The organism is Salinicola sp. (assembly GCF_982684285.1).
In genome coordinates this window covers 1-20,957 of the sequence record NZ_CEXLVS010000044.1, presented here as the reverse complement: position 1 = coordinate 20,957, position 20,957 = coordinate 1, and the positions used below count along the sequence as shown (strand labels likewise).

Annotated in this window: 17 protein-coding genes; 4 read left to right on the top strand and 13 right to left on the bottom strand. The window is 63.6% G+C overall.

Features of this window, described 5'->3' with window-relative positions:
- The first annotated feature begins 97 nt into the window (after positions 1-97).
- A complete protein-coding gene (locus tag AC3AYF_RS05990; RefSeq protein WP_149436284.1) occupies positions 98-385 on the top strand; it encodes a hypothetical protein in 288 nt (95 codons plus the stop codon).
- A 176-nt stretch (positions 386-561) separates the two neighbouring features.
- Positions 562-2,037 carry an aldehyde dehydrogenase gene (gene aldA / locus AC3AYF_RS05985; RefSeq protein ID WP_295037588.1) on the top strand — a complete coding sequence of 492 codons (1,476 nt, stop codon included), beginning with the start codon at positions 562-564 and terminating at the stop codon, positions 2,035-2,037.
- A gap of 81 nt (positions 2,038-2,118) precedes the next feature.
- On the opposite strand, the gene AC3AYF_RS05980 is transcribed toward aldA, so the two are convergent.
- The 3 genes from AC3AYF_RS05980 to AC3AYF_RS05970 all read right to left on the bottom strand — a co-directional run bounded on the left by AC3AYF_RS05980 (position 2,119) and on the right by AC3AYF_RS05970 (position 6,675).
- Positions 2,119-3,318, bottom strand: a complete 1,200-nt coding sequence (locus AC3AYF_RS05980; RefSeq protein WP_487779511.1) for an MFS transporter — start codon at positions 3,316-3,318, stop codon at positions 2,119-2,121.
- A 100-nt stretch (positions 3,319-3,418) separates the two neighbouring features.
- A complete protein-coding gene (gene pepN, locus AC3AYF_RS05975) occupies positions 3,419-6,070 on the bottom strand; it encodes an aminopeptidase N (protein WP_295037584.1) in 2,652 nt (883 codons plus the stop codon).
- Between the two features lie 194 nt (positions 6,071-6,264).
- Positions 6,265-6,675, bottom strand: a complete 411-nt coding sequence (locus AC3AYF_RS05970) for a YbaN family protein (protein ID WP_365677144.1) — start codon at positions 6,673-6,675, stop codon at positions 6,265-6,267.
- A gap of 215 nt (positions 6,676-6,890) precedes the next feature.
- Here AC3AYF_RS05970 and AC3AYF_RS05965 point away from each other — a divergent pair, with 215 nt between their 5' ends.
- On the top strand, positions 6,891-7,676 hold the full coding sequence (locus AC3AYF_RS05965; protein WP_295037579.1) for a DODA-type extradiol aromatic ring-opening family dioxygenase: 786 nt from the start codon (positions 6,891-6,893) through the stop codon (positions 7,674-7,676).
- 35 nt (positions 7,677-7,711) lie between these two features.
- Here the strand turns inward: AC3AYF_RS05965 and AC3AYF_RS05960 are convergent, their stop codons facing one another.
- The 9 genes from AC3AYF_RS05960 to AC3AYF_RS05920 all read right to left on the bottom strand — a co-directional run bounded on the left by AC3AYF_RS05960 (position 7,712) and on the right by AC3AYF_RS05920 (position 18,193).
- A complete protein-coding gene (locus AC3AYF_RS05960; RefSeq protein ID WP_295037577.1) occupies positions 7,712-8,563 on the bottom strand; it encodes a helix-turn-helix transcriptional regulator in 852 nt (283 codons plus the stop codon).
- A 179-nt stretch (positions 8,564-8,742) separates the two neighbouring features.
- Positions 8,743-10,026, bottom strand: a complete 1,284-nt coding sequence (locus AC3AYF_RS05955) for a benzoate/H(+) symporter BenE family transporter (RefSeq protein WP_487779510.1) — start codon at positions 10,024-10,026, stop codon at positions 8,743-8,745.
- 69 nt (positions 10,027-10,095) lie between these two features.
- Entirely contained in the window at positions 10,096-10,899 is an 804-nt protein-coding gene (locus AC3AYF_RS05950) for an enoyl-CoA hydratase/isomerase family protein (RefSeq protein ID WP_295037572.1), read from the bottom strand.
- 75 nt (positions 10,900-10,974) lie between these two features.
- Positions 10,975-12,504, bottom strand: a complete 1,530-nt coding sequence (locus AC3AYF_RS05945) for an AMP-binding protein (RefSeq protein ID WP_487779509.1) — start codon at positions 12,502-12,504, stop codon at positions 10,975-10,977.
- The gene (locus AC3AYF_RS05940; RefSeq protein ID WP_295037570.1) at positions 12,504-13,010 is read right to left on the bottom strand and encodes a (2Fe-2S)-binding protein; all 507 of its coding nucleotides are present in this window, start codon (positions 13,008-13,010) and stop codon (positions 12,504-12,506) included. Before AC3AYF_RS05940 ends, AC3AYF_RS05945 begins: the two co-directional genes overlap by 1 nt.
- A complete protein-coding gene (locus AC3AYF_RS05935) occupies positions 12,991-13,839 on the bottom strand; it encodes an FAD binding domain-containing protein (protein WP_295037568.1) in 849 nt (282 codons plus the stop codon). The genes AC3AYF_RS05940 and AC3AYF_RS05935 overlap by 20 nt, the downstream gene beginning before the upstream one ends.
- Positions 13,836-16,838 carry a xanthine dehydrogenase family protein molybdopterin-binding subunit gene (locus tag AC3AYF_RS05930; protein ID WP_295037567.1) on the bottom strand — a complete coding sequence of 1,001 codons (3,003 nt, stop codon included), beginning with the start codon at positions 16,836-16,838 and terminating at the stop codon, positions 13,836-13,838. Before AC3AYF_RS05930 ends, AC3AYF_RS05935 begins: the two co-directional genes overlap by 4 nt.
- 339 nt (positions 16,839-17,177) lie before the next feature.
- On the bottom strand, positions 17,178-17,663 hold the full coding sequence (locus AC3AYF_RS05925) for a YajQ family cyclic di-GMP-binding protein (RefSeq protein ID WP_149436271.1): 486 nt from the start codon (positions 17,661-17,663) through the stop codon (positions 17,178-17,180).
- Between the two features lie 44 nt (positions 17,664-17,707).
- Positions 17,708-18,193 (bottom strand): GNAT family N-acetyltransferase, encoded by a 486-nt coding sequence (locus AC3AYF_RS05920; protein ID WP_149436270.1) that lies wholly within the window; start codon positions 18,191-18,193, stop codon positions 17,708-17,710.
- A gap of 247 nt (positions 18,194-18,440) precedes the next feature.
- Between AC3AYF_RS05920 and AC3AYF_RS05915 the strand changes: the two genes are divergently transcribed.
- Positions 18,441-19,928, top strand: a complete 1,488-nt coding sequence (locus AC3AYF_RS05915) for a RimK family ATP-grasp domain-containing protein (protein WP_487779508.1) — start codon at positions 18,441-18,443, stop codon at positions 19,926-19,928.
- A gap of 10 nt (positions 19,929-19,938) precedes the next feature.
- Here the strand turns inward: AC3AYF_RS05915 and AC3AYF_RS05910 are convergent, their stop codons facing one another.
- Positions 19,939-20,841 (bottom strand): DUF2797 domain-containing protein, encoded by a 903-nt coding sequence (locus AC3AYF_RS05910; RefSeq protein ID WP_295037562.1) that lies wholly within the window; start codon positions 20,839-20,841, stop codon positions 19,939-19,941.
- Positions 20,842-20,957: the final 116 nt, after the last annotated feature.

Genomic DNA, 20,957 nt, shown 5'->3' with positions numbered 1-20,957 from the left:
ATACTGGAAACCGTCGAACCGGCGATCTGGCCGGACGAAATCCAGTGGCTGCGCGATCAGCAGCACGCCGATTAACTTTTCAGGACAAGACCTCACCATGGATGGATTCTTCAACTGGCTCGGCGAAGCGATCGGCAACGTGATTCGTGCCGTGATCAATGGGCTGCACGGCGTTTTCGGCGGCCTGTGGCAGGCACTCGACGGCTTCGTCGAGGGATTGACCGGCTCACTGGGCATCAGCGACTCGGTCTTCAGCATCGCCGTGCTGGTGATTGGCGTGCTGCTGCTTGTCAGTGGCATCCGCTCACTGGTTCGCGGCGGCATCGTCGGCGGCATCGTCTGGCTGCTGCTGGGCCTGCTGATACTGAGCTGGCTGATTCGTTGAGTCGGGTGTCTTCCCGATGGCAACAATCGACGGGAAGACATGCCTATTCCTCCTGGGCCCCCGTGATCTCCTTGTCATTCCCCCTTTCGTCTACCACCTTGAGGTCGCAAGGTCACATTGATCGGTGACCGATTGACGACAGGTTCTGTCGTCGCGTCAGACAAGGAGACATCAGGATGAGTCAGTCACTCAAATCGCAGCAAGACGGCGTCGACGTCTACAACCAGTTCATTGGCGGCCAATGGCTCACTGGTGACGGTGAACTGCTGGACGTGCTCAATCCCGCCACCGGCGAGGTCATTGCGCGGGCCCGACTGGCCGATGAAAAGCTGGCCGACCAGGCACTCCAGGCAGCCCAGAAGGCGTTCCCCGCCTGGTCCCGCAAGACCGCCGTCGAGCGCGCCGATCATCTCTACAGGCTGGTGGAGCTGATCCAGGAGAACCGGGACCGCCTGGCCCGGCTGATCACCACCGAACAAGGCAAACCGCTCTCCGAATCCGATGCGGACGTGAGCATGTGCTGCGACCTGATCCGCTTCGCGGCCGAGAATACGCGTCGGCTGGAGGGCGACATCATCCCGGCGGACGACCCCGACGAGCAGATCTGGATCCAGAAGGTCCCGCACGGCGTGGTGGTCGGCATCACCGCCTGGAACTTCCCCGCGGCGCTGATCGGCCGCAAGCTCGGCCCGGCCCTGGCGGCGGGCAACACCATCGTGCTCAAACCTTCGGAAGAGACCCCGCTGACCGCGCTCGAGCTGGTCGAACTGGCGCGTCAGGCCGGTATTCCCGACGGGGTGGTCAACCTGGTCAACGGTCGCGGTCGAGACATCGGCAATCACCTGATCCAGAGCCCGATCACCCAGCTGGTCAGCATGACCGGCAGCGTGCGCGGCGGCCGCGAGATCAACAAGGCCGCCGCCGAACATCTCAAGATCGTGCGTCTCGAGCTGGGCGGCAAGGCGCCGTTCATCGTGCTCGACGACGCCGATCTCGACCCGGCGGTCGACGCTGCCATCGCCTCGCGCTACAACAACTGCGGTCAGGTGTGCACCTGCAACGAGCGGATGTACGTGCAGTCCGGGATCTACGATCGCTTTCTGGAGCGCTTCAAGCAGCGCGTCGAGGCACTCAAGGTCGGCAATCCGCTGACCGACAAGGACGTCGACATGGGGCCGAAGATCAACGCGAAAGAGCTCGACAAGATCCATGACATGGTCGAACACGCCCAGAGCCAGGGCGCGCGCTTGCTGACCGGCGGCAAGCGACTGACCGGCGGTGACTACGACAAGGGCAACTACTACGCGCCGACGATCCTCACCAACGTCAACAACGACATGGACATCATGAAGGAGGAGATCTTCGGGCCGGTGGCGCCGATCATGAAGGTCGACGGTTTCGAGCAGGCGATGGCGTATGCCAACGCCTCGGAGTACGGCCTATCCGCCTATGTGTTCACCCAGAACGTGAAGCACCTGATGGCGCTGACCCGGGAGCTCGATTTCGGCGAGATCTACGTCAACCGTGGCGGCGGTGAGTCGGTCCAGGGCTTTCACAAGGGATACCGCAACAGCGGCCTTGGCGGCGAAGACGGCAAGTACGGGCTGGAAGCCTACGTCAAGAGCAAGACGATGTACGTGCACTATTCCTGATCGAAGCACCGACTTTTCCTCGAACTTTCCCGCTAACGGGCCGCCAGTGGCGGCCCGTGCTCGTTACCGGCTATCGCTCTGCTAGCACTGCCCAAGCGACGGCAGCACGTGGTCGCGATAGCACCACAGGATGAACACCCCGGTGGCGACCATGACGAGCGCCACGCCCAGCAGGATCGAACCCGTCGCCAGAAAACCGGCCGTCGCGCTGACGAGCAACCCGCCCAGCGGCTGGGTGAAATTGTTGAGCATCACTACCAGCCCCGTCGTCTTGCCGAAGTCTTCCGATGGGATGACCCGACGGCGCAGGCTGCGAATCGAGACGCTGAACATCTTGTCGAAGCCGATCACCAGCAGGAATCCGATCGCGTAGAGCGGCGAGATCGCGGTCACGCTCGCCATCAGCCCGCCCAGCGCCATCGCCGCATAGGCCAACAGCCCCAGCCGGTCCGCCGGTATCAGCGACCTTGCCGTGAACAGCAACACCAAGATCGTGGCCAGCGCGCCGCCGGCCTGCAGCACGCCATAGTAGATTTCGCCGTGGTTCTGAACGCCGGTGACAACGGCGGGCGCCGTTGCCAATAGCGTTCCCAGCAGCAGGTTGACGGCCATCGCCAGGCCGATCGAGGCCGGCAAGGCGGGACTGGTGCGCAGGTGACGGCCGGCGATCAGCAGCGCCCGATACCCGTTGGGCGAATCCGATCGCGGCATCGGCAGCACGGGCCGAGCCCCGCGCTGCCAGCGCCACACCGCGAAATCGCTCAGCGCGAACCCGAGCGCGATCACCACCACCACCGCCTCCCACTCGAGCCGCGCCAATAGCGCCGCCGCCACCAGCGGGCCAAGTACCGTCCCCACCTGGTCGAACAGTTGAGCGTGGGAGACGAGTCGCTCGTAGCGGGTTGCACCGAAGGCCTGCACCAGCAGCATCTCTCGCGCCATGACGCCCTGGGTCGACAGTACGCCGACCAGCGCCGACAGGCCGATCAACCATGCCACATGGGGTGCCGCCAGATAGCCCAGGATCGCCGCGATGCATGTCGCCATGCGCCAGCGCTGGCTCGACCGCAGCAACCGATCGTTGCGATGACGGTCGCAGAGCTGACCGCACAGCGGAAAGGCCAGAAACCGTGGCAGGGTCTCGAAGAAAAATGCCAGCCCCGACCAGGCGACACTGCCGGTCAACCGATAGATCACCAGCGGTACCAGAAACAGCAGCATCTGGTCCGCCAGTCGCGACAGCAGCAGCGAAACGAAGAAATGACGGTTGGACGATGTCATCCGCCGGACGCTCTCCCCGGGTTCCGGTTACCGGCGGCGGCCCACGAGCCGCGGCGCCGCTCGCCGGGCGCGACCGGAGTCGACCTGGCGAGAGCCGCCATCAGGCATCCGCCAGCGCACGTTCCACCATCTCATAGACGTTGGGCGAGAGCTTCTCGGCACGAATGCGTTCGAGCTCGGCCTTCATCAGCGCCTGGCGCTCGTCGTCGAAGCGCTGCCAGCGGGTCAACGGGGTGATGATGCGCGCGGCGATCTCCGGGTTGAGTCGGTTGAGTTCGATCACGACGTCCGCCAGCAACTTGTAGCCCTCGCCATCGAGCCGATGGAAGTTGACCCGGTTCTGGGCGAAGGCACCGATCAGCGCGCGCACCTTGTTGGGGTTCTTCATCGAGAACAGCGGATGCCCCATCAGGAAGCGCACGCGATCGAGTACGTCGGGCTGGGGACGGGTGACCTGGATCGTGAACCATTGATCCATCACCAGCGGATCGTGAGCCCATTTCTCGCCGAACGCCTTGAGTGCCGGCTCGGCCAGATCGGTGCGGTCGCTGTGCGCCAGCAGCGTCAACGCGGCGCGGACGTCGGTCATGTTGGCGCCCCGCTCCAGTTGCTGCTGGGTGAGGCCGATGGCTTCGTCGTCCTCGATACTCATCAGGTAGGCCAGGGCGACGTTCTTGAGGCGACGGCTCGCGATCTGCTCCGGCGTCGGCGCGTAGGGCTCGTCACTCAGGTTGTCACGGTAGACGGCGAGAAAGTCGTCGCGCAGCTGCCAGGCCAGCGACTGGCGCACGAACTCGCGGGCGGCATGGATGGCGTCGACATCGACCACCGGCTGCTGTTCGGCGATGTACGCCTCCGACGGCAGCGTCAGCATCTCCGCCAGCACCGCCTTGTCGTCACCGGGCTCGTTGAGCAAGCTGCGGTACGCCTCGACCAGGCGCACGTCCATCACCTTCTCGACGCCGTTCCGATGCGCGGCGATCAGGTCGTCCAGCGCCAGCATGGTCAGACGCTGGCCCGCATCCCAACGATTGAAACCGTCGGAGTCGTGGGTCAGCAGGAACGCCAGCTCCTCGCGGGAGTAGGGATAGCGCAGCTTCACCGGTGCCGAGAACCCGCGCAGCAGCGACGGCACCGGCGCCTCTTCGACGTCGGTGAAGACGAACGTCTGCTCGGCTTCGCGCAGATGAATGACGGCATCTTTGCCCCGTTTCTCACCGTCCAGCGTCAGGGTCAGGTCGTGGCCGGACTTGGTCCCCACCAGGCCCATGCGAACCGGAATGTGGAGCGGCAGCTTGTCGGTCTGTCCCGGCGTCGCCGGAGTGCGCTGCGACAGGCGCAGATGATATTCGCAGTTGGCGTAATCGTACTCGCCATGGGCGTCCACCTCCGGCGTTCCTGCCTGCGAGTACCAGCGCAGGAACTGTTCGAGGTCGAGGCCGGACACTTCCGCCATGCAGGCGACGAAGTCCTCGATCGTCACCGCCTGGCCGTCGAAGCGCTCGAAGTAGAGATCGCTGCCGCGGCGGAAATCCTCCCATCCCAGCAGGTGGCGCAGCATGCGCACCAGTTCCGCGCCCTTCTCGTAGATGGTCAGGGTGTAGAAGTTGGATATCTCGATGTAGTGATCGGGACGGACGGGATGGGCGGTGGGTCCGGCGTCCTCGGCGAACTGGGCGGTACGGAAGAACGAGACGTCCTCGATCCGCTTGACCGCGGCCGAATTGACATCGGCGGAGAAGGTCTGGTCGCGGAAGACGGTGAAGCCTTCCTTCAGCGAGAGCTGGAACCAGTCGCGGCAGGTGACCCGGTTGCCCGACCAGTTATGGAAGTATTCATGGGCGACGATCCCCTCCACCCGCTGGAAGGTAGCGTCATTGGCAGTCTGCGGATGGGTCAGCACCGCCGCCGAGTTGAAGATGTTGAGACCCTTGTTCTCCATCGCCCCCATGTTGAAGTCGTTGACGGCGACGATCATGAAGCGGTCGAGATCGTACTCGCGACCGTAGGTCTCTTCGTCCCACTGCATGGAGCGCTTGAGCGAGGCCATGGCGTGCTCGGTCTTGTCGAGGTTCTCCGGCTCGACCCAGATCTGCAGCAGCACATCGCGGCCGCTCATGGTGGTGTAGTGGTCCTCGACCTTCTCCAGGCTGCCGGCGACCAGCGCGAACAGGTAGCTGGGCTTGGGGTGCGGGTCTTCCCAGGTCACGAAGTGGCGATTGTTGGGCAGTTCGCCCTTCTCCACCGGATTGCCGTTGGAGAGCAGCACCGGCAGCGAATCGCGGTCGCCGATCACCGTGGTCGAGAACGTCGCCATCACGTCCGGACGATCGGGGTAATAGGTGATACGGCGAAACCCTTCCGGCTCGCACTGGGTGCAGAACATGCCATTGGAGCGATACAGCCCCTCCAGTGCGGTATTGGCGTCGGGATCGATCTCGACCTCGGTATCGAGCAGGAAGCGCTCCGGTACGGTGGCGACGGTCAGCTTGCCGTCGCCGACCTCGAACTCCCCCGGCTCCAGCGTCTGGCCGTCGATGGCGATACGGATCAGCTCGAGCTCGCCACCGGCCAGTTCCAGCGGCAGACCGGTCTCATTGTCATCGGGCTCGCGATCGGGATGGCGTTCCATATGCAAGCGCGCCTTGACCCGGGTAGCGGACGGCGCGAGATCGAAGGTGAGCTCGGTGTGCGTGACGCGGTACGCCGGCGGCAGATAGTCCTTGAGATAGGTCGCTTGCATCCCAGACATGACAACGCTCCTTGTGGAAGTGGGCAGGTCGCGACGGCGGGTCGAATCCGAAAACGGGCCCGCCGCCCGACGATCGAGCACCATTCTACCCGCGTGACCGGAACGATATCGAATCAGGATCGCGCCCGGAGAAGACGGGCGGGATGTAAAGCAACGAAGGGAGGAGAAGAGAGACGCGGATACCGGCCCCGGGCTCAGCGGCGCTCGGGAGCCTCTTCCGACCACACCCCGCGCACCGGACACTGCAGGCTCGGCAAGGGCCGCGTCACGATCCAGAGCGCCAGCCCCGCCAGACCCACAATCAGGCCGAGCTTGAGCGGCCAGAGGGAGACGGTGAAGGCGATGATCGCACACGAGACACCGAGCATGATCACGGCCATGATCTTGGCGTGCCTGGGGATGGCACGCTCGCGTTCCCACGACTGGATCGGCGGGCCGAAGCGCGGATGGTTGCGAATCCAATTGGCAAAGCGCGGAGAACCTCGCGACGCCAGCCACACCGCTGCGAGCATGAAACAGGTGGTCGGCATTACCGGCAGGAACAGACCGATCACGCCCAGCGCAAAGCTGATGGCGGCCAAGGTGACATAGATGGCATTACGCATGCCGGACATCCCCACTGCGATGGATCGAGGCGCCGCCCGAAGAGGACGCTTGTTCCGGTAGTGTAAACCAGCCTCCTCCCTGCCCTCCAATCTCCGTCGATGGAAAACGCCAATGTTGACGATAGCGAAACCGTCCGTTCGCCTGGAGACGGCTAGTGTGGCCCGGTCTTCGGCGTAGGCTGTCGGTAATGCCCATTTTCACGGAAGCGACTGCCATGACGACGCGCCAGGTGCTCTATCTCTCCCACGGCTCCCCGGACCTCAGCCTGACCGACCACCCGGCCCGCGCCTTCCTGGCCGACCTCGGCGAGCGGTTGTCCAAGCCCTCGGCAGCGCGGGTGATCTCGGCGCATTTCGCAGCGCCGGGGCTGGTGCGGGGCAGGGCAGCGACGCCCGCTACCTGGCACGACTTCCACGGCTTCGCCGATGCCCTCTATCGGATGCATTACCCGGCTCGCGGCTTGCCCGAGATGGCCGGATCGTTGGCGGCCGGGCTCAATGACAACGGGATCGATACGCGACTCGATCCCGAGCGGGCGCTGGACCACGGCATCTGGTCGCCGCTCTCGCTGCTGTGGCCGCAGGCCGAGGTCCCGCTGATCCCGGTCAGCGTGCCAATGGGGACCGACGCCGCCACGCAGCTCGAGATCGCCGCCTCGCTGGGCCGCTGGGCGGAAGCGAACGACCTGATGCTGATCGGCTCCGGTGCCGCCACCCACAACCTCGGCGCCCGGCACTTCATCCACGATGCGCCGGATACCTGGGCCAGGCAGTTTCACGACTGGGTCATCGACGTCGCCGCACACGGCGATCTCGACGCGATGAAAGCGTGGCGGGATGCGCCGAACGCCCGCTACGCGCACCCGACGCCCGAGCACTTCCTGCCGTTGCTGATGTGCGTGGGTGCCATGGAGGGCCGACCGCTTCGGCCTCTTCACGAGAGCTTCATGTTCGGCAATCTGAGCATGCTGGCGCTGGGTAGCGAGGCTGTCGCTGCCTGAACTCCATCTCGTGTTTCCATGCTTCAAGACCCGTTTCAGGGTGAGTAATTATCCATGACGCGCTGATACTGACTCGGCGCCGCACCGATGTGACGACGAAAGAAGCGTGTGAAATGCCCCTGCTCGGAGAAGCCCAGCTCCTGAGCCAGATTGCCCAGAGAGCCTTGGCGGTTATCGGCCAGCCACTGAAACGCCGAACTCATGCGCCCCATGTTGGCCAGCATTTGGGGGGTCATCCCCGTGGTTTTCTTGAACAGCGAGAAGAAATGCGCGCGTGATAGTCCACACTGTCGAGCAATCACATCGAGATCCAGCTCGCCCGGCGCGGATTCGAGAATGAGCCCGATGCCTCGTCGTATACGGACGTCGTAGAAATCGCCCGCAGTACCCGCCTTCAATCTGGCCAGATGATGCCAATCGGAGTGCTTTTCGACGATCGATATCAAGAGAGCGAACAGCAGGCTCTCCATTTTTTCCCGGGGCATCGGCCCAAACCCGAGCATCTCGCCGATCAGGATATCCGCCTGACGACGCATGCGAGGGGTCAGTTCGATACACGGCTGCACGAAAAAATCGGGGCGAGCGCTGGTCGAGAGATCCGTTTGAAGCGCTGCGAGCCAGCGTGGTTCGATATACAGTGCCAGAATCACGCTTTCGGATACGCCGGCCTGGTGGTCGTAATAGTGAGGTTCCCAGGCGTTGACGAGCACGGCGGTGTGATCGGTGAGCGGTAGTCGACGCCCGCGCACCGAGAAATAGGTGTTCTGCCCGGTGGCCTTGATGAGGACGTGACACTCGGAATGGGCATGAGGCACCAGCGGCTCGTCCATATCCAACAAGGCGATTCGTCCGAACCCCCCATGAAAGATTCGATAAGCATTCGACATAGTGCCTCTCGGTCATCCCGATTATGTTGATGGCCAACAGCCCACAATATCACTCCGAAGCCGATCCAACGGTGGTATTGGACCAAAGATGAAACCGCTCACGAAGCGATGATTACCTGACGTCACGCCATCCCGATCTCGCCAGGTACCACCGCGCCTGCCTGTCACCGATGCACCGCCTAGACCCGGCTGCCGTCGACAGGAGCGTTCTCTCCCGGCGTTGCCGATACGCCATCGACGGGGGCCTCGCGCAATATGGCCGATACTGCGATGCCAGCGACCAACGCCCAGAATGGTGAACTGATTCCCAACAGACTTAATTTGCTCATCGCCACTACCAGGGCCACGAAGGCCCCGATTTGATAACCGAACTGTTTGTTGAAGGCTTGCTGGAAAGCCGCCAGCAGCACACCGATCATCGCCACACCGGCAACACTGGCAATCAACGCCTTGGGCAGCGCCATGATCAGCGGCACCGCACCGCCCGCGAACAACCCGAAGGCGCAAAACAGCACGCCATTGACCAGCGTCGCGCCATAACGCTTTTCACGGTCGGCGCCGGCTTGATCGGAGGCGCAGATCGCCGTCATCGGTCCGGCAATGTTGGCGTTGTGCCCGCCGAGCAGCCCGGCCACAATGCCGCCGATGCCGCTGATGATCGTCATCGCGTTGACCGGCGGCCGATATCCCTCGGCTAGCAGGACCCCCGTCGCCTGGGCGTTTTCCGCCCCAAGCACCAGCGCTGCCAGCGGGATCGATATCGCCACGAAGGCATCGAACGAGAAATTCGGCCAGGTGAACTGTGGCGCCACCATCGCGATATCTACGCCACCGGTCTGAATGGCACCCGTGAAATAGGCCATCAGAAAGCCCACTACCGCAGCGACCAGTACCGGGGGAACGGACTTCAAAAAGCGTGATGTCAGAAAGAAGGCAACGAGCGCCATTCCGGCAATCAGCGGCGCGGCGCCCACCGAGTCGACGGCCCCGACGCCGAAGCGAATCAACGCCCCGGCGATCATCGCCATGACGATCGGCATGGGCAGCCAGCGCATGATGCGCCCTACCCAGCCGCTGAGGCCCAGCAGAAGCACGATGAGGCCACTCAAGATGAACGCTCCGACCGCCTCGGCGAACGGTATCGTTACCAGCGCGGCGCTCATGATCGCCGCCCCCGGGATGGAATAGGCTCCCGTGATGGGTTGGCGATATCTAAGCGCCATGATCAGGCTGATCAGACCGCCGAGAAAATAGACCGCAAATAACCACGCCACCGTCTGCCCATTGGTCAAATGTCCCGCGTTCGCCGCACTGATCACGATCAGCGCGGGTCCCGAGCAACCGAACAGCGCTGCAACGATTCCGGTACTGATGGACTTGAAGGAAAGAGCCGAACGCAGGTCTTTCCCCCAATGGATACGGTCTCCTCCCGGCAACGCAGCCCGGGTATCTTTTTGAGACATGGCGTGACTCCTCGTTATCGTTTTCTAGTTATCGTGTCGTTGCTGGTGAGCGTTCAGCGGTCACCGAACTTACTCCCCGCGGAACACCGCCTTGCGTTTGGCATGAAAGGCTTCGACCCCTTCGCGGAAGTCGTTCGAGCTGCGCAGACGGCTGTAGCAGTGGCCTTCCATCTCGATGGCAACCGACAGCGGCGAGTCTTCGTTGTCGTTGATCAGCTTTTTGGCGGTGCGCTGTGCCAGCGGCGAAAAGCGACGCAACTCCTCGACCAGCGAGCGGGTGGCGGCTTCCAGCTGATCATCCGGTACGCATTCGGTAGCGATACCCCACTCCAGAGCCTGCGCCCCGGTAATGCGCTTGGCGCGCATGACCATGTGCTTGGTGCGGGTGATGCCGATGATCTTCTGCAGTCGAGCGGAGCCGCCGGATCCCGGAATCTGGCCCAGGTTCTGCTCGGGCAGGGCGTAGCGTGTGGTTTCAGAGGCGATGCGGAAATCACACGCCAGCGAAAGTTCGAAGCCGACGCCGAAGGTATAACCGCGATTGGCGACGATGACCGGCTTCTCGCACCGTGCCGGTGCCGCCACGTTCCACGCCAGCTTGGAGACATGTTCCGGCGAGGCCTCCAGAAACCCCTTGATGTCACCGCCGCTGGAGAAATGCTCTCCTTCGGCACGCAACACGATGACTCGCACATCGTCGTGGGCGTCGAGCGCCTCGAATACCTGCCGCAGCACCTCCCGCTGCGACATGGCGATCACGTTGAGCGGCGGACGATTGAGAACAATATCGGCTCGCTCGTGATCGGCATCGATTTGCACCTCGAAGCCGTCGAACTCGGAAGCCAGAAAATCCTTGATCGCGGGTTGAGTCATGACAGTTCCTTGATTGGGTTGAATCGTGAGCGGGTCGTGGATCGGATCGAACGTGAATCGGATGCGAACCGACAGTCAATCGGTGGCCAGGGAGTCGGCGCGGTCATCGAGAAGCACGCGACGCAGGACCTTGCCAACGGCGGATTTGGGAATGTCTTCGACGAAGATGTAGCGGCGCGGGCGTTTGAAGCGTGTGAGGCCAGCTTCGTTGCAGTGCTCGCTCAGAGCGTTTTCGTCCACCGCGCCACGCACCTTGACGAACGCCGTGACGATTTGGCCCCACTGCTCATCGGGCAGCCCGGCGACCACCACTTCCTCGACCTGCGGATGCAGCGAGAGCACGTTCTCGATCTCGGCGGGGCTGACGTTCTCGCCGCCGGTGATGATCAGGTCGTCGACACGGCCGGTGACGAACAGATCGCCGTCCTCGTCCAGGTAGCCCATGTCGCTGGTGAAGTACCACCCATCGCGGAGCGACTTCTGGTCGGCTTCGGGGCGCCGCCAATATCCCGACAAAGCCTCGTCTCCGGCCAGATCGGCGAAGATTTCACCCTCTTGTCCCGCCGGCAGGCCTTCGTCGGGGGATGCCGCATCGACCGGCACCACCCGGATGCGTTGATTGAGCGAGGCGCGACCGGAGGAGCCCGGCTTGCGGTTGGCTCGTTGATCAATGGTGAACGTGTATATCTCGGAGCAGCCGTAGTGATTGACGAACAGACTCGGCTCAAAGGCAGCTTCGACGCGGGCCATCAGTCCGGCGCTCATCGCCGCCCCGGCGAAACCGATCTTGTCGACGCTGGCCACACGCTCGGCACGGAAGGTCGGATGCTCGATCAGCATGTGATAGAGCGTGGGAACGAGATAGAGGTTGGTCACCCGATCGCGCTCGATCGCTTCCAATGTGGCTTCCGGGTCGAAGCGCGGCACGCAGACGAAGGCGCCATCGATCAGCGCCATCGACAACAGCGAACGTACCCCCATGGTGTGATAGAGGGGCATGACGCCTAGCGTGCGTTCGTCGTGGCGATAAAGATTCTGGGCCACGTGCGCCATCGCCGCAGCGCGCTCCGCTTGATGCGTTCGCGGTACGCCCTTGGGCCTTCCGCTCGTGCCCGAGGTATAGAGCATCAGCGAGATATCTTCGGGTCGAGCGCGACACAGCGTCTCGCCCTGCCCGCCGAGCAGCGACTCGAATGCCACCGCCGCATCGTCGCCGCAGCCGCCCACCGCGATACGAGAAATGGCGTAGGCTTCCTCGCAGGCCAGAACTGCCTCGGCGCCTGCGGCATCGAACGCGACACCACGGGCCTCGGCGTCTTCCAGACAGTAGCGCACGTCCCGGTCCGTCGAGCGCCAGTTGATCGGGGTGACGATAATGCCGGCAAACTGACAGGCCCAATGCAGCGTTGCCATCTGCCAACGGTTTTGCATTACCACGATCAGATGGTCTCCACGGCCCAGCCCCAATGCTTCCAGCCCGCGTGCCACGCTCTGGATATCCTCGAGCCATTCGGCGTAGCTGCGCCGGAACTCACCATCCGTGATCGCTATCGACCGCGGACGTCGTTCTACCGTTGCGAGAAAACTGCGGCCAAGGTCGAACATTAGGGTGCCTCCTGTCGATTGTTCTGTCTGGCCCGGGCCACTGCCAGCACGGCCTGGACGATGCCGGTGTAACCGGTACAGCGGCAGAGATGACCCGACAGCATGTCGCGCACCTCGGCTTCGCTCGGGTCCGTCACGCGGCCCAGAAATTCGTGGCAGGACATCAGTATCCCCGCCGTGCAGAATCCGCATTGCAGCGCGTGATGTTCCCGAAACGCGCGCTGCAGATCGCCCATTTCGCCCTCTTTTGCCAACGACTCGATCGTTTCCACACGACGGCCTTCGACTTGTACGGCGAGCATCAGGCACGATCGTGTGGCGCGTCCGTCGACCATCACGGTGCAGGCGCCGCATACGCCATGCTCACATCCGACGTGTGTCCCGGTAGCGCCGAGCGAGTGTCGCAGGAAGTCGCACAGCTGCGTGCGCGGTTCGGCATAGGCACTGCGCTCGCGACCATTGAGCGTCAGCGTGACGCGATAGCGTTCATCGAGCCGGACGTACATCGGCGGTCTCCTCCTGGACGATCTCTTCGGTTATTAGTCGCCGTCCCATTTCTCGTACCAGGTGACGGCGGTAAGTGGCAGAGGCGTGGATGTCGTCCTGCGCCTCGAGAGACCAGGCCAGCGTGTTGAGGGCGTCGTCGAGGTCGACGTCGCGGGGAATGCGTCGCACCACGGGCCGGTCGGCGACACCGCCCACGCCGAGGTGGTATTCGGTTTCGCCGATGTCGACGGCCAAGGCGACGATGGCGAAATCACCATGGCGCATGGCGACCTCCTGGAAGCGATAGCGATGCCCTGCCTTGCTGAGCGGAAAGCGCACTTCGGTGATCAATTCGTGGGGATGTCGAGCGGTGGTCAAGATCCCCTGAAAGAAGTCATCTCCGGTCACGCGACGCGGTTTACCACGCTTCGTCTCCAGCACCACTTCACCGCCCAGCGTGGCGAGGCATAGCGGCAGCTCGGCACTGGGGTCGGCGTGAGCGATGGACCCGCAGACGGTGCCGCGATTGCGGGTCTGGAAATGGCCGATCCAGGGCAGCATCTGTGCCAGCAGCGGCACTTCGTCAGCGAGTGCGGCGTACTCCGCCAGTTCGGCCTGGGTGGTGGCGGCGCCTACCGCAAGATAACCGTCGCGTCGCTCGATATAACGCAGCTCGTCGACGCCGCTGATGTCGATCAGCACCCGGGGCTGACTCAGGCGCATGTTGAGTACGGCCATCAGCGATTGGCCGCCGGCGATGATTCGAGCATCTTCCCCGCGTTCAACCAGTTGCTCGATGGCCTCGCGACGGGTCGTGGGTCGGTAGTAATCGAAGGCAGCGGGTTTCATTGGTCACCTCCGCGCTTGCCGGCCAGAGCGCGCAATCGTTGCCATAGCGATCCTTTGCTCGTGCTGCCACTCAACCGTTGCGAGAGCCGCGAAAAGATCTGACCGATGAGCATCTTCGAGGCACTGGAGAGCATGCGTCCGCCCACCGAAGCGATCTTGCCGCCCACCGTCACCTCGTAGTCGTAATCCAGGCGGGTCTTGCCGCCATCGATTTGGGTGAGTCGAATCTTCGCCGCGCCGGCAGCGTCGCCCATGCCGCTGTTGCCCGAGCCTGATAGACGCAGCGAGTGCGGTGGCTCGAGTTCGGTCAATTCGACGCGGGCATCGAAGCGGGCCCGGATCATGCCGACACCGACGGTGACGTCGGCGCGATAAGCGTTGTCGCCGGTCAGCTCCAGAGAATGGCAGCCCGGTATCATGGCTTTCAGCGTGTCGGGATCGAGAATGCTGTCGAAAACCTGCTGCGGCGACGCGGGAATTTCGACACTGTCACTGGCGCTCAGCTTGGAACCTCCACCCGTCGACGCCTGCGCGCTCTCTTCAGCCACGCCTTCCGGCCTTGGCGGTTCCTCGATCCCCATCAGGATGCGGACTTTCGATGGCGTCAACGGCAGCTCGATGGCCCCCGGTTCGACCGCGTCGCCCAGCGCATCTGCTACCGCGTTGGCAATGCACACCGGCGTACTCATGTTGTTGCCTTCACCAACGCCTTTCGCCCCAAGCGGCGTGAATGGGGAGGGCGTTTCCATGTGCAGAATGGTCGGATCCGGCACTTCAACGGTGGTGGGGATCAGGTAATCGGCCAGCGTGCCCGAGGCAAAGCTGCCATCCTCGTTGTAATGGAAGACCTCGTAGAGCGCGGCACCCACCGCCTGAGCGAAAGCGCCGCGCACCTGCCCGTCCACGAGCTGTGGATTGAGCATGCGTCCGGCGTCATGCAGCGTGACGTAGCGGTCGATCGTCACGCGACCGGTAAGCGAATCGAGCTCCACGCCGCAATAATCGAAAATGAAGCCGTAGCAGAGTGAGCTGTTGATACGCTCGTCGTCATCGGGCGCCGTCAGTTCGGCCGGCGTCCAGAAGGCGGTTTCGCGCAACCCGCCCGTTTCACTTTCAGGCAGCGTTCCCGGCGCCCAGTGAGTCGCGCCGGCGAGACGCTGAAATGACGTGGAGTGGACACCGTCGGCGGTATAGATTCGCCCGTCGCCGAAGCGGATGTCCTCGACCGACACCTGCCACTGTTGCGCGGCGATGGCATCCAGACGCGCCCGAATCTTGAGCGCCGCGTTATGAACGGCGCCAGCCACCGCACCGGCAAAACGACTGGAATAGTTGCCCGAGGCGATCGACCAGGCATCCTTGCCGGTATCGAGCTCTACATCGACGCGAATGCTCTTGAGAGGAACTCCCAACACGTCGGCGACGACCTGGGCCGCGACGGTTCGATGCCCCTGACCTTGAGGCGTGGAAGAGACGTGGACGCTGACGCTACCCAGCGGGTCGACACTGATGGTGGCGGTACTCACCGCGCCGTTCTTGGGCCCTGCACGGCGTCGCTCCTCCGGCGTCTGCGCCATGGTGATGTAACCCATGTTGGAGATCGACGGCTCAACGGCCACGGTATAGCCGATCCCGTAATGGCGACCTTCGCGACGGGCAGACTCCCGACGCTGACGCAACTCCTCGAGGCCGCCCTGCTCGACACCAAGTTCGATGCCGCGTCGATAATCACCCGAATCCAGTAGCGCTCCGGCGGCACAGCGGTAGGGAAAAGCTTCGGTGGGCACCAGATTGCGACGAATCACATCGAGCGGGTCAAGATCCAGCGTCACGGCAATGCGCTGCATCAGTCGCTCCAGCGCGAAGTAGACCTGCGGCCCACCGAACCCACGGTTGAGGCCGGTCGGCATCTTGTTGGTCATGACGATACGGTTGCGAACCTGGAGGTGGCGAATGTCGTAAGCGCCAGTGAGATTGCCGTGCATCCGATAGGTGGTGGCAGGCTCCGGAGCCCGTAGATAGGCGCCACAGTCGTCGAGTTGATCGAAGCGCAAGGCCGAGACACGCCCGTCGCGCGCAAAGGCCGCTTCAATCGTGGTGACTCGGTTGGTGGCCGACGATGCGCCCTGCAAATGCTCGAGCCGATCCTCGACCCACTTTACTGGCGCCCCGACCTTGCGTGCCGCCAGCCCCATCATCACGACATAAGGAAAGACGCCCTGCTTGATCCCGAAACTGCCGCCGGAATCCGGCGGTGTGCGCAGTCGCAGACGATTGGCGGGCACCTGCAGGGCACGCGCCATCACCGAATGAATCGCGTAGGGCCCCTGGAAATTGGCCATGACGTCGTAGCCACCCTCGGCGGGATCGTACTGACCCAAAACGACGTAGCACTCTATCGGCGTGCAGGCACTACGGGGGTAACGCACCTTGAGGGAAAGTCTGTGCGCTGCCTGCTCGAAAGCGGTATCCGCATCGCCATAATTGAAATAACGATCATTGACGACGTTACTGCCGACGGCCTCGTGCAGTACGCTGGCGTCGTCGTTAGTGGCCATTTCGGGATCGATGGAGACACCAAGAACGTCGTATTCGACCTCGACGGATTCGAGGGCGTCCTCGGCCAGATAACGGTCCTCGGCGATGATCACCGCCACCGGTTCACCGACGTAGCGAACCTTGTCGACCGCCAGACACCAGTGCTCCATGGGCTGACGTACCCCCACGGGAAATGGCGCTGCCCAGCGCTTGACGTCTTCGCCAGTCAGCACACCTCGCACGCCCGGTATCTGCAAGGCAGCCTCTATCGCGACCCGCTGGATTCTGGCGTGCGCATGGGGCGACCGAACGACCGCCGCATGCAGTGTTCCCGGCGGGACGGCGAGATCGTCAGCGTAGCGCCCTAGGCCTCGTAATAACGCCTCGTCTTCGACACGCGGTTGACGCTTGCCGACGTAGGAGCGCGACTGCTGATGATGAAGCGGTGCTGCTGAATTCATCGAAGCCCCCTCGGTGGGCGTGAACCTGTGCCGAGGAGTCTATGATCGAGGGGGATTTCGATGCATTGCCGGTCGATACGGAATTTAGCCGCAAAGTCGGGCGTTTTACCGCTGAGTCTGATTTCAAGACCAAGGTCTAACGATGGCTACCACTCGAAACCGGCGAGCGCTTCGATCTTGAATCTGAAGTCGCGTAAAGGAATGGAGCCTGGGAGATAGGCGATGAGAGAAACGGGCCTGCGTGGGGGAGCAGGCCCGGGAGGGTAGTGATCGGCTCCGCCGAGCCCAATCAGCGAGAAGCGATGATCTCTGCGGATACAGGCGAAGGCGAGAAAGAACTCACTCCCGAAAGTTGTCGTACTGCAGCGGCAAGTCGGGACCCTGCTCTCCCTTGAGCAACGCGATCGCCTGCTGCAGGTCGTCGCGCTTCTTGCCGCTGACGCGGACCTTGTCGCCCTGGATCGCCGGCTGCACCTTGAGCTTCGAGTCTTTCAGCAGCTTGACGATCGCCTTGGCGTCGGGCTGTTCCAGGCCCTGCTTGAGCTTGACCTGCTGGCGCGCCTTGACCCCGGAGGTCTGGGCGTCCTCGATCTCCATGCAGCGCGGGTCGATCCCGCGGGCGATCAGCTTGTTGCGCAGCACATCGATCATCTGCTGAAGTTGGAACTCGGCGTCCGCCTCGATCGACACGGTCTCGCCCTCCAGCGAGAAGCTGGCATCGACGCCGCGGAAATCGAAGCGGGTCTGTATCTCGCGGTTCGCCTGGTCGACGGCGTTGGTCGCTTCATGGCGATCGAATTCGGAGACGATATCGAAAGACGGCATGGGGATAGTCCTTAGTCAAAAATCCACCGCAGATGCGGCGAGGGTCAGTCGGCTGACGCCGTATCGGGCGTCCCGGGAGCGTCGAGTCGCTTGTCCATCTGCCAGGCGGCGCAGCCATCGGCATAATAGTCGTCCAGCCAGCGATGGGCGATGAATCCCATCCGGCGATAGAGTCCCATCGCGACACGGTTGTCGGCACGCACCTCGAGCAGCAGGCGCTGGCTGCCGCGCTCCCGTGCGGCCTCTTCCAGCGCCTGGAGCAACTCCCGCCCCAGCCCGGTGCCGCGAGCGGCCGGATCGACACAGAAGGAGTAGAGCCGCGCCGTGACGCTGTTGCGCCGAAACAGCAGCGTGCCGTAGCCGACGACGCGCTGATCCTCGGCAACGGCCAGCAGGTTGACGGCATTGGCGCGGGTCAGCAGGTGCGCCAGTTGGCGGCGGCTGAAGCGATCACTGTCGAAGCAGCGTTCTTCCAGTTGGTACAAGGCGTCGCAGTCGGCGGGTAAGCCGCGACGAAGCGTGCGGAGCATGCGTGCGCTCTCATCAGATTCATCTAGAATTTCAGTGTCTTCAGGCCTTCATCGCCCTGAAACCGCGCCGGCGGGCCTCGAGAGGGGCCTTTCAAGCGCCGACGATGCTGAAATTATTTCACGCCGGCAACGACTTGTCGCCGCCTTCCCGTCGTCGCATGCTGTCTCCCCCGCAGCCCCGACGCCTGCCGTATCGATCACCGCCGCTTCCCATCGGAAGACCGCGGGACAAGGAGCCACCGATTTCATGTCACGCCTGCGTATCGTCGTCGACCGCCTTGCCGACTGGCAACCCTACTACCCTTCCGAGGACCTGATCAGCGCCGACGCGTTCCTGGCGCTGGACGGCGCGGCGGCGGCGGATGACGCCACCCACGTCATCAACCTGTGTGCCAACCTCGACTACCTGGAGACCGGCTACTACGTCTCGTTGCTGGCCCAGGCCCGCGACCAGCGCGTCCTGCCCAGCGTGGAGACGCTCAACCAGCTGTCGCGCAAGGCCCTGATCGACATGCAACTGGCGGCCATCGATCCGTTGTTGATGGAACTGAACAAACGCGGCGTGCTGGCGGGCGACGCCTTCACCCTGCGCGTGTTCTTCGGTGAGTGCCGGGAGCCGGAGCTGCAGCGTCTGGCTAGAAGGCTGTTCGAGCGCCTGCCCCATCCATTGCTGGAAGCCCGCTTCGAGAGACGCCAGAGTGTCTGGCGGCTGGCGCGGCTCAAGCCGCTGGCACTGACCGCGCTGCAGTCCGGCGAGGAGGATCTGTTCGCGACGGCGCTGAACCGTCATTCGACCCGGGTCTGGCGCACACCGCGCGCCCGCCGTCGCTACCGTTTCGATCTGGCGATCCTGGTCGATCCGCAAGAGGCGTTGCCGCCCAGCAACCGGGGAGCCATCAAGCGTTTCATCCGCGCCGGCCGGCGGCTGGGCATCGATGTCAATCTGATCACGCATCGCGACGCCGGTCGGCTGGCCGAATTCGATGCCCTGTTCATCCGCGAGACGACCCGGCTGGACCACCACACCTACCGCATGGCCAAGAAGGCCGAGCACGAGGGGCTGGTGGTGATCGACGACCCGCAATCGATCCTGCGCTGCACCAACAAGATTTTTCTCCACGAGCTGCTGGGCACCCACAGGATTCCCGCGCCCCGTGGCCAGCTGCTGTATCGTGGCGACATGGACCGGCTCGACGAGAAGCTCGCCCACCTGGAGTATCCGCTGGTGCTGAAGGTGCCGGACGGCGCCTTTTCCAAGGGCGTGGTCAAGATTCGATCGCGGGAGGAGCTGGCCGCGGAGGCCCCCAAGCTGTTCGAATCCTCCGCCCTGCTGCTGCTCCAGGAGTGGCTGCCCACCGACTTCGACTGGCGCATCGGCGTGCTCGACGGCCAGATGCTGTTCGCCAGCCGCTACTACATGGCTCGCGGCCACTGGCAGATCTACGACCACTCCAGCGGCAAGACGCGTAGCGGAGGGTTCACCACCCACGATCTGTCCGAAGTGCCGCCACCGGTGGTCAAGGCAGCGCTGCGGGCGACCAGGCTGATCGGCAACGGCCTCTACGGGGTCGATCTCAAGCAGATCGGCGACCGCGTCGTGGTCATCGAGGTCAACGACAATCCCAATCTGGACGCGGGGGTGGAGGACGCGGTGCTGAAGGATACGCTCTACGACCGGGTGATGGCGGTGTTCCTGAAACGCATGGAGCGCCAGCTCGAGCACAAGCCGCGATGACGCTCCTGGTTCAGGCCGCTTCGGCGCTCACCGCGACCTGATAGCCGGCGAATTTGCGCAGGTTGACGACGCCGGTATCGAGGATCAGGTACTGCCCCTTGAGCCCCATCAGGGTGCCCTCGATGCGGGGCGTCTTGTCGAAATTGAACGAGACGATCTTGCGCGGCCACTCGAGCACCGGGTAGTCGATCGATAGTGGCGCGGCAGCATCGACCGCCTGGATGGCGTCGTGACCGAACCGTCGACGCAGCTCTCCGAGACCGGGCTCGAGCGATGCCAGCAGCCGATCGCGCTCGGCAACCAGGTCGAGCGGTTCGACCTCGCCCTTGAGCATCGCCCGCCAGTTGGTGCGATCGGAAACCTGCGCCTTGAACAGCGTCTCGACGAAACCCGACTGCTGACGGGTCTCCACGTCGAGAATCGGCAGCGCCTGGATCGCCCCCTGGTCGAGCCAGCGTGTCGGCATGTTGGTGCCACGCGTGATACCGACCTTGAGTCCGGAGGCGTTGGCCAGATACACGGTGTGCGGACGAAAGCAGTGACGTTCCCCCCAGGCGGGATCGCGGCAGGTGCCCTGGAAGTAGTGGCAGGTCTCCGGGCGCATCATGCAGAGATCGCAGTGCGCCAGCGACGAGAAGCAGGGATAGCAGTGCCCCTGACCGAAGCTCTTGCGCGTGGCCCGACCGCATTCGATACAGTGGATCTCGCCGGTGTGGCGCAGCACGATACGCCGGCCCAGCCAGGCATTGAGACCCACGCGCTGGTCGCCGGCCCGCAGCGTGTACTCCGCCGGGCGCCCCGCCGCCGGCAGGCGGATATCGAGCTTGCGCAACGGGCCCTGGGCCCGGTCATGCCGGCCCTCTCCCGGGAGGTACCCGCCACCGGAACGCGACAGCGGGATCAGTTGATCCATTTGACCGCGGCTTCCTCGGCGGAAGAGTGGCCGCCGGAAGCGCACTCGTTGCGTTCCAGATAGCCGACGCGCTGCGCCGCGGGACCGTCGTGGCTCATCTCGTACTTGATCACGGC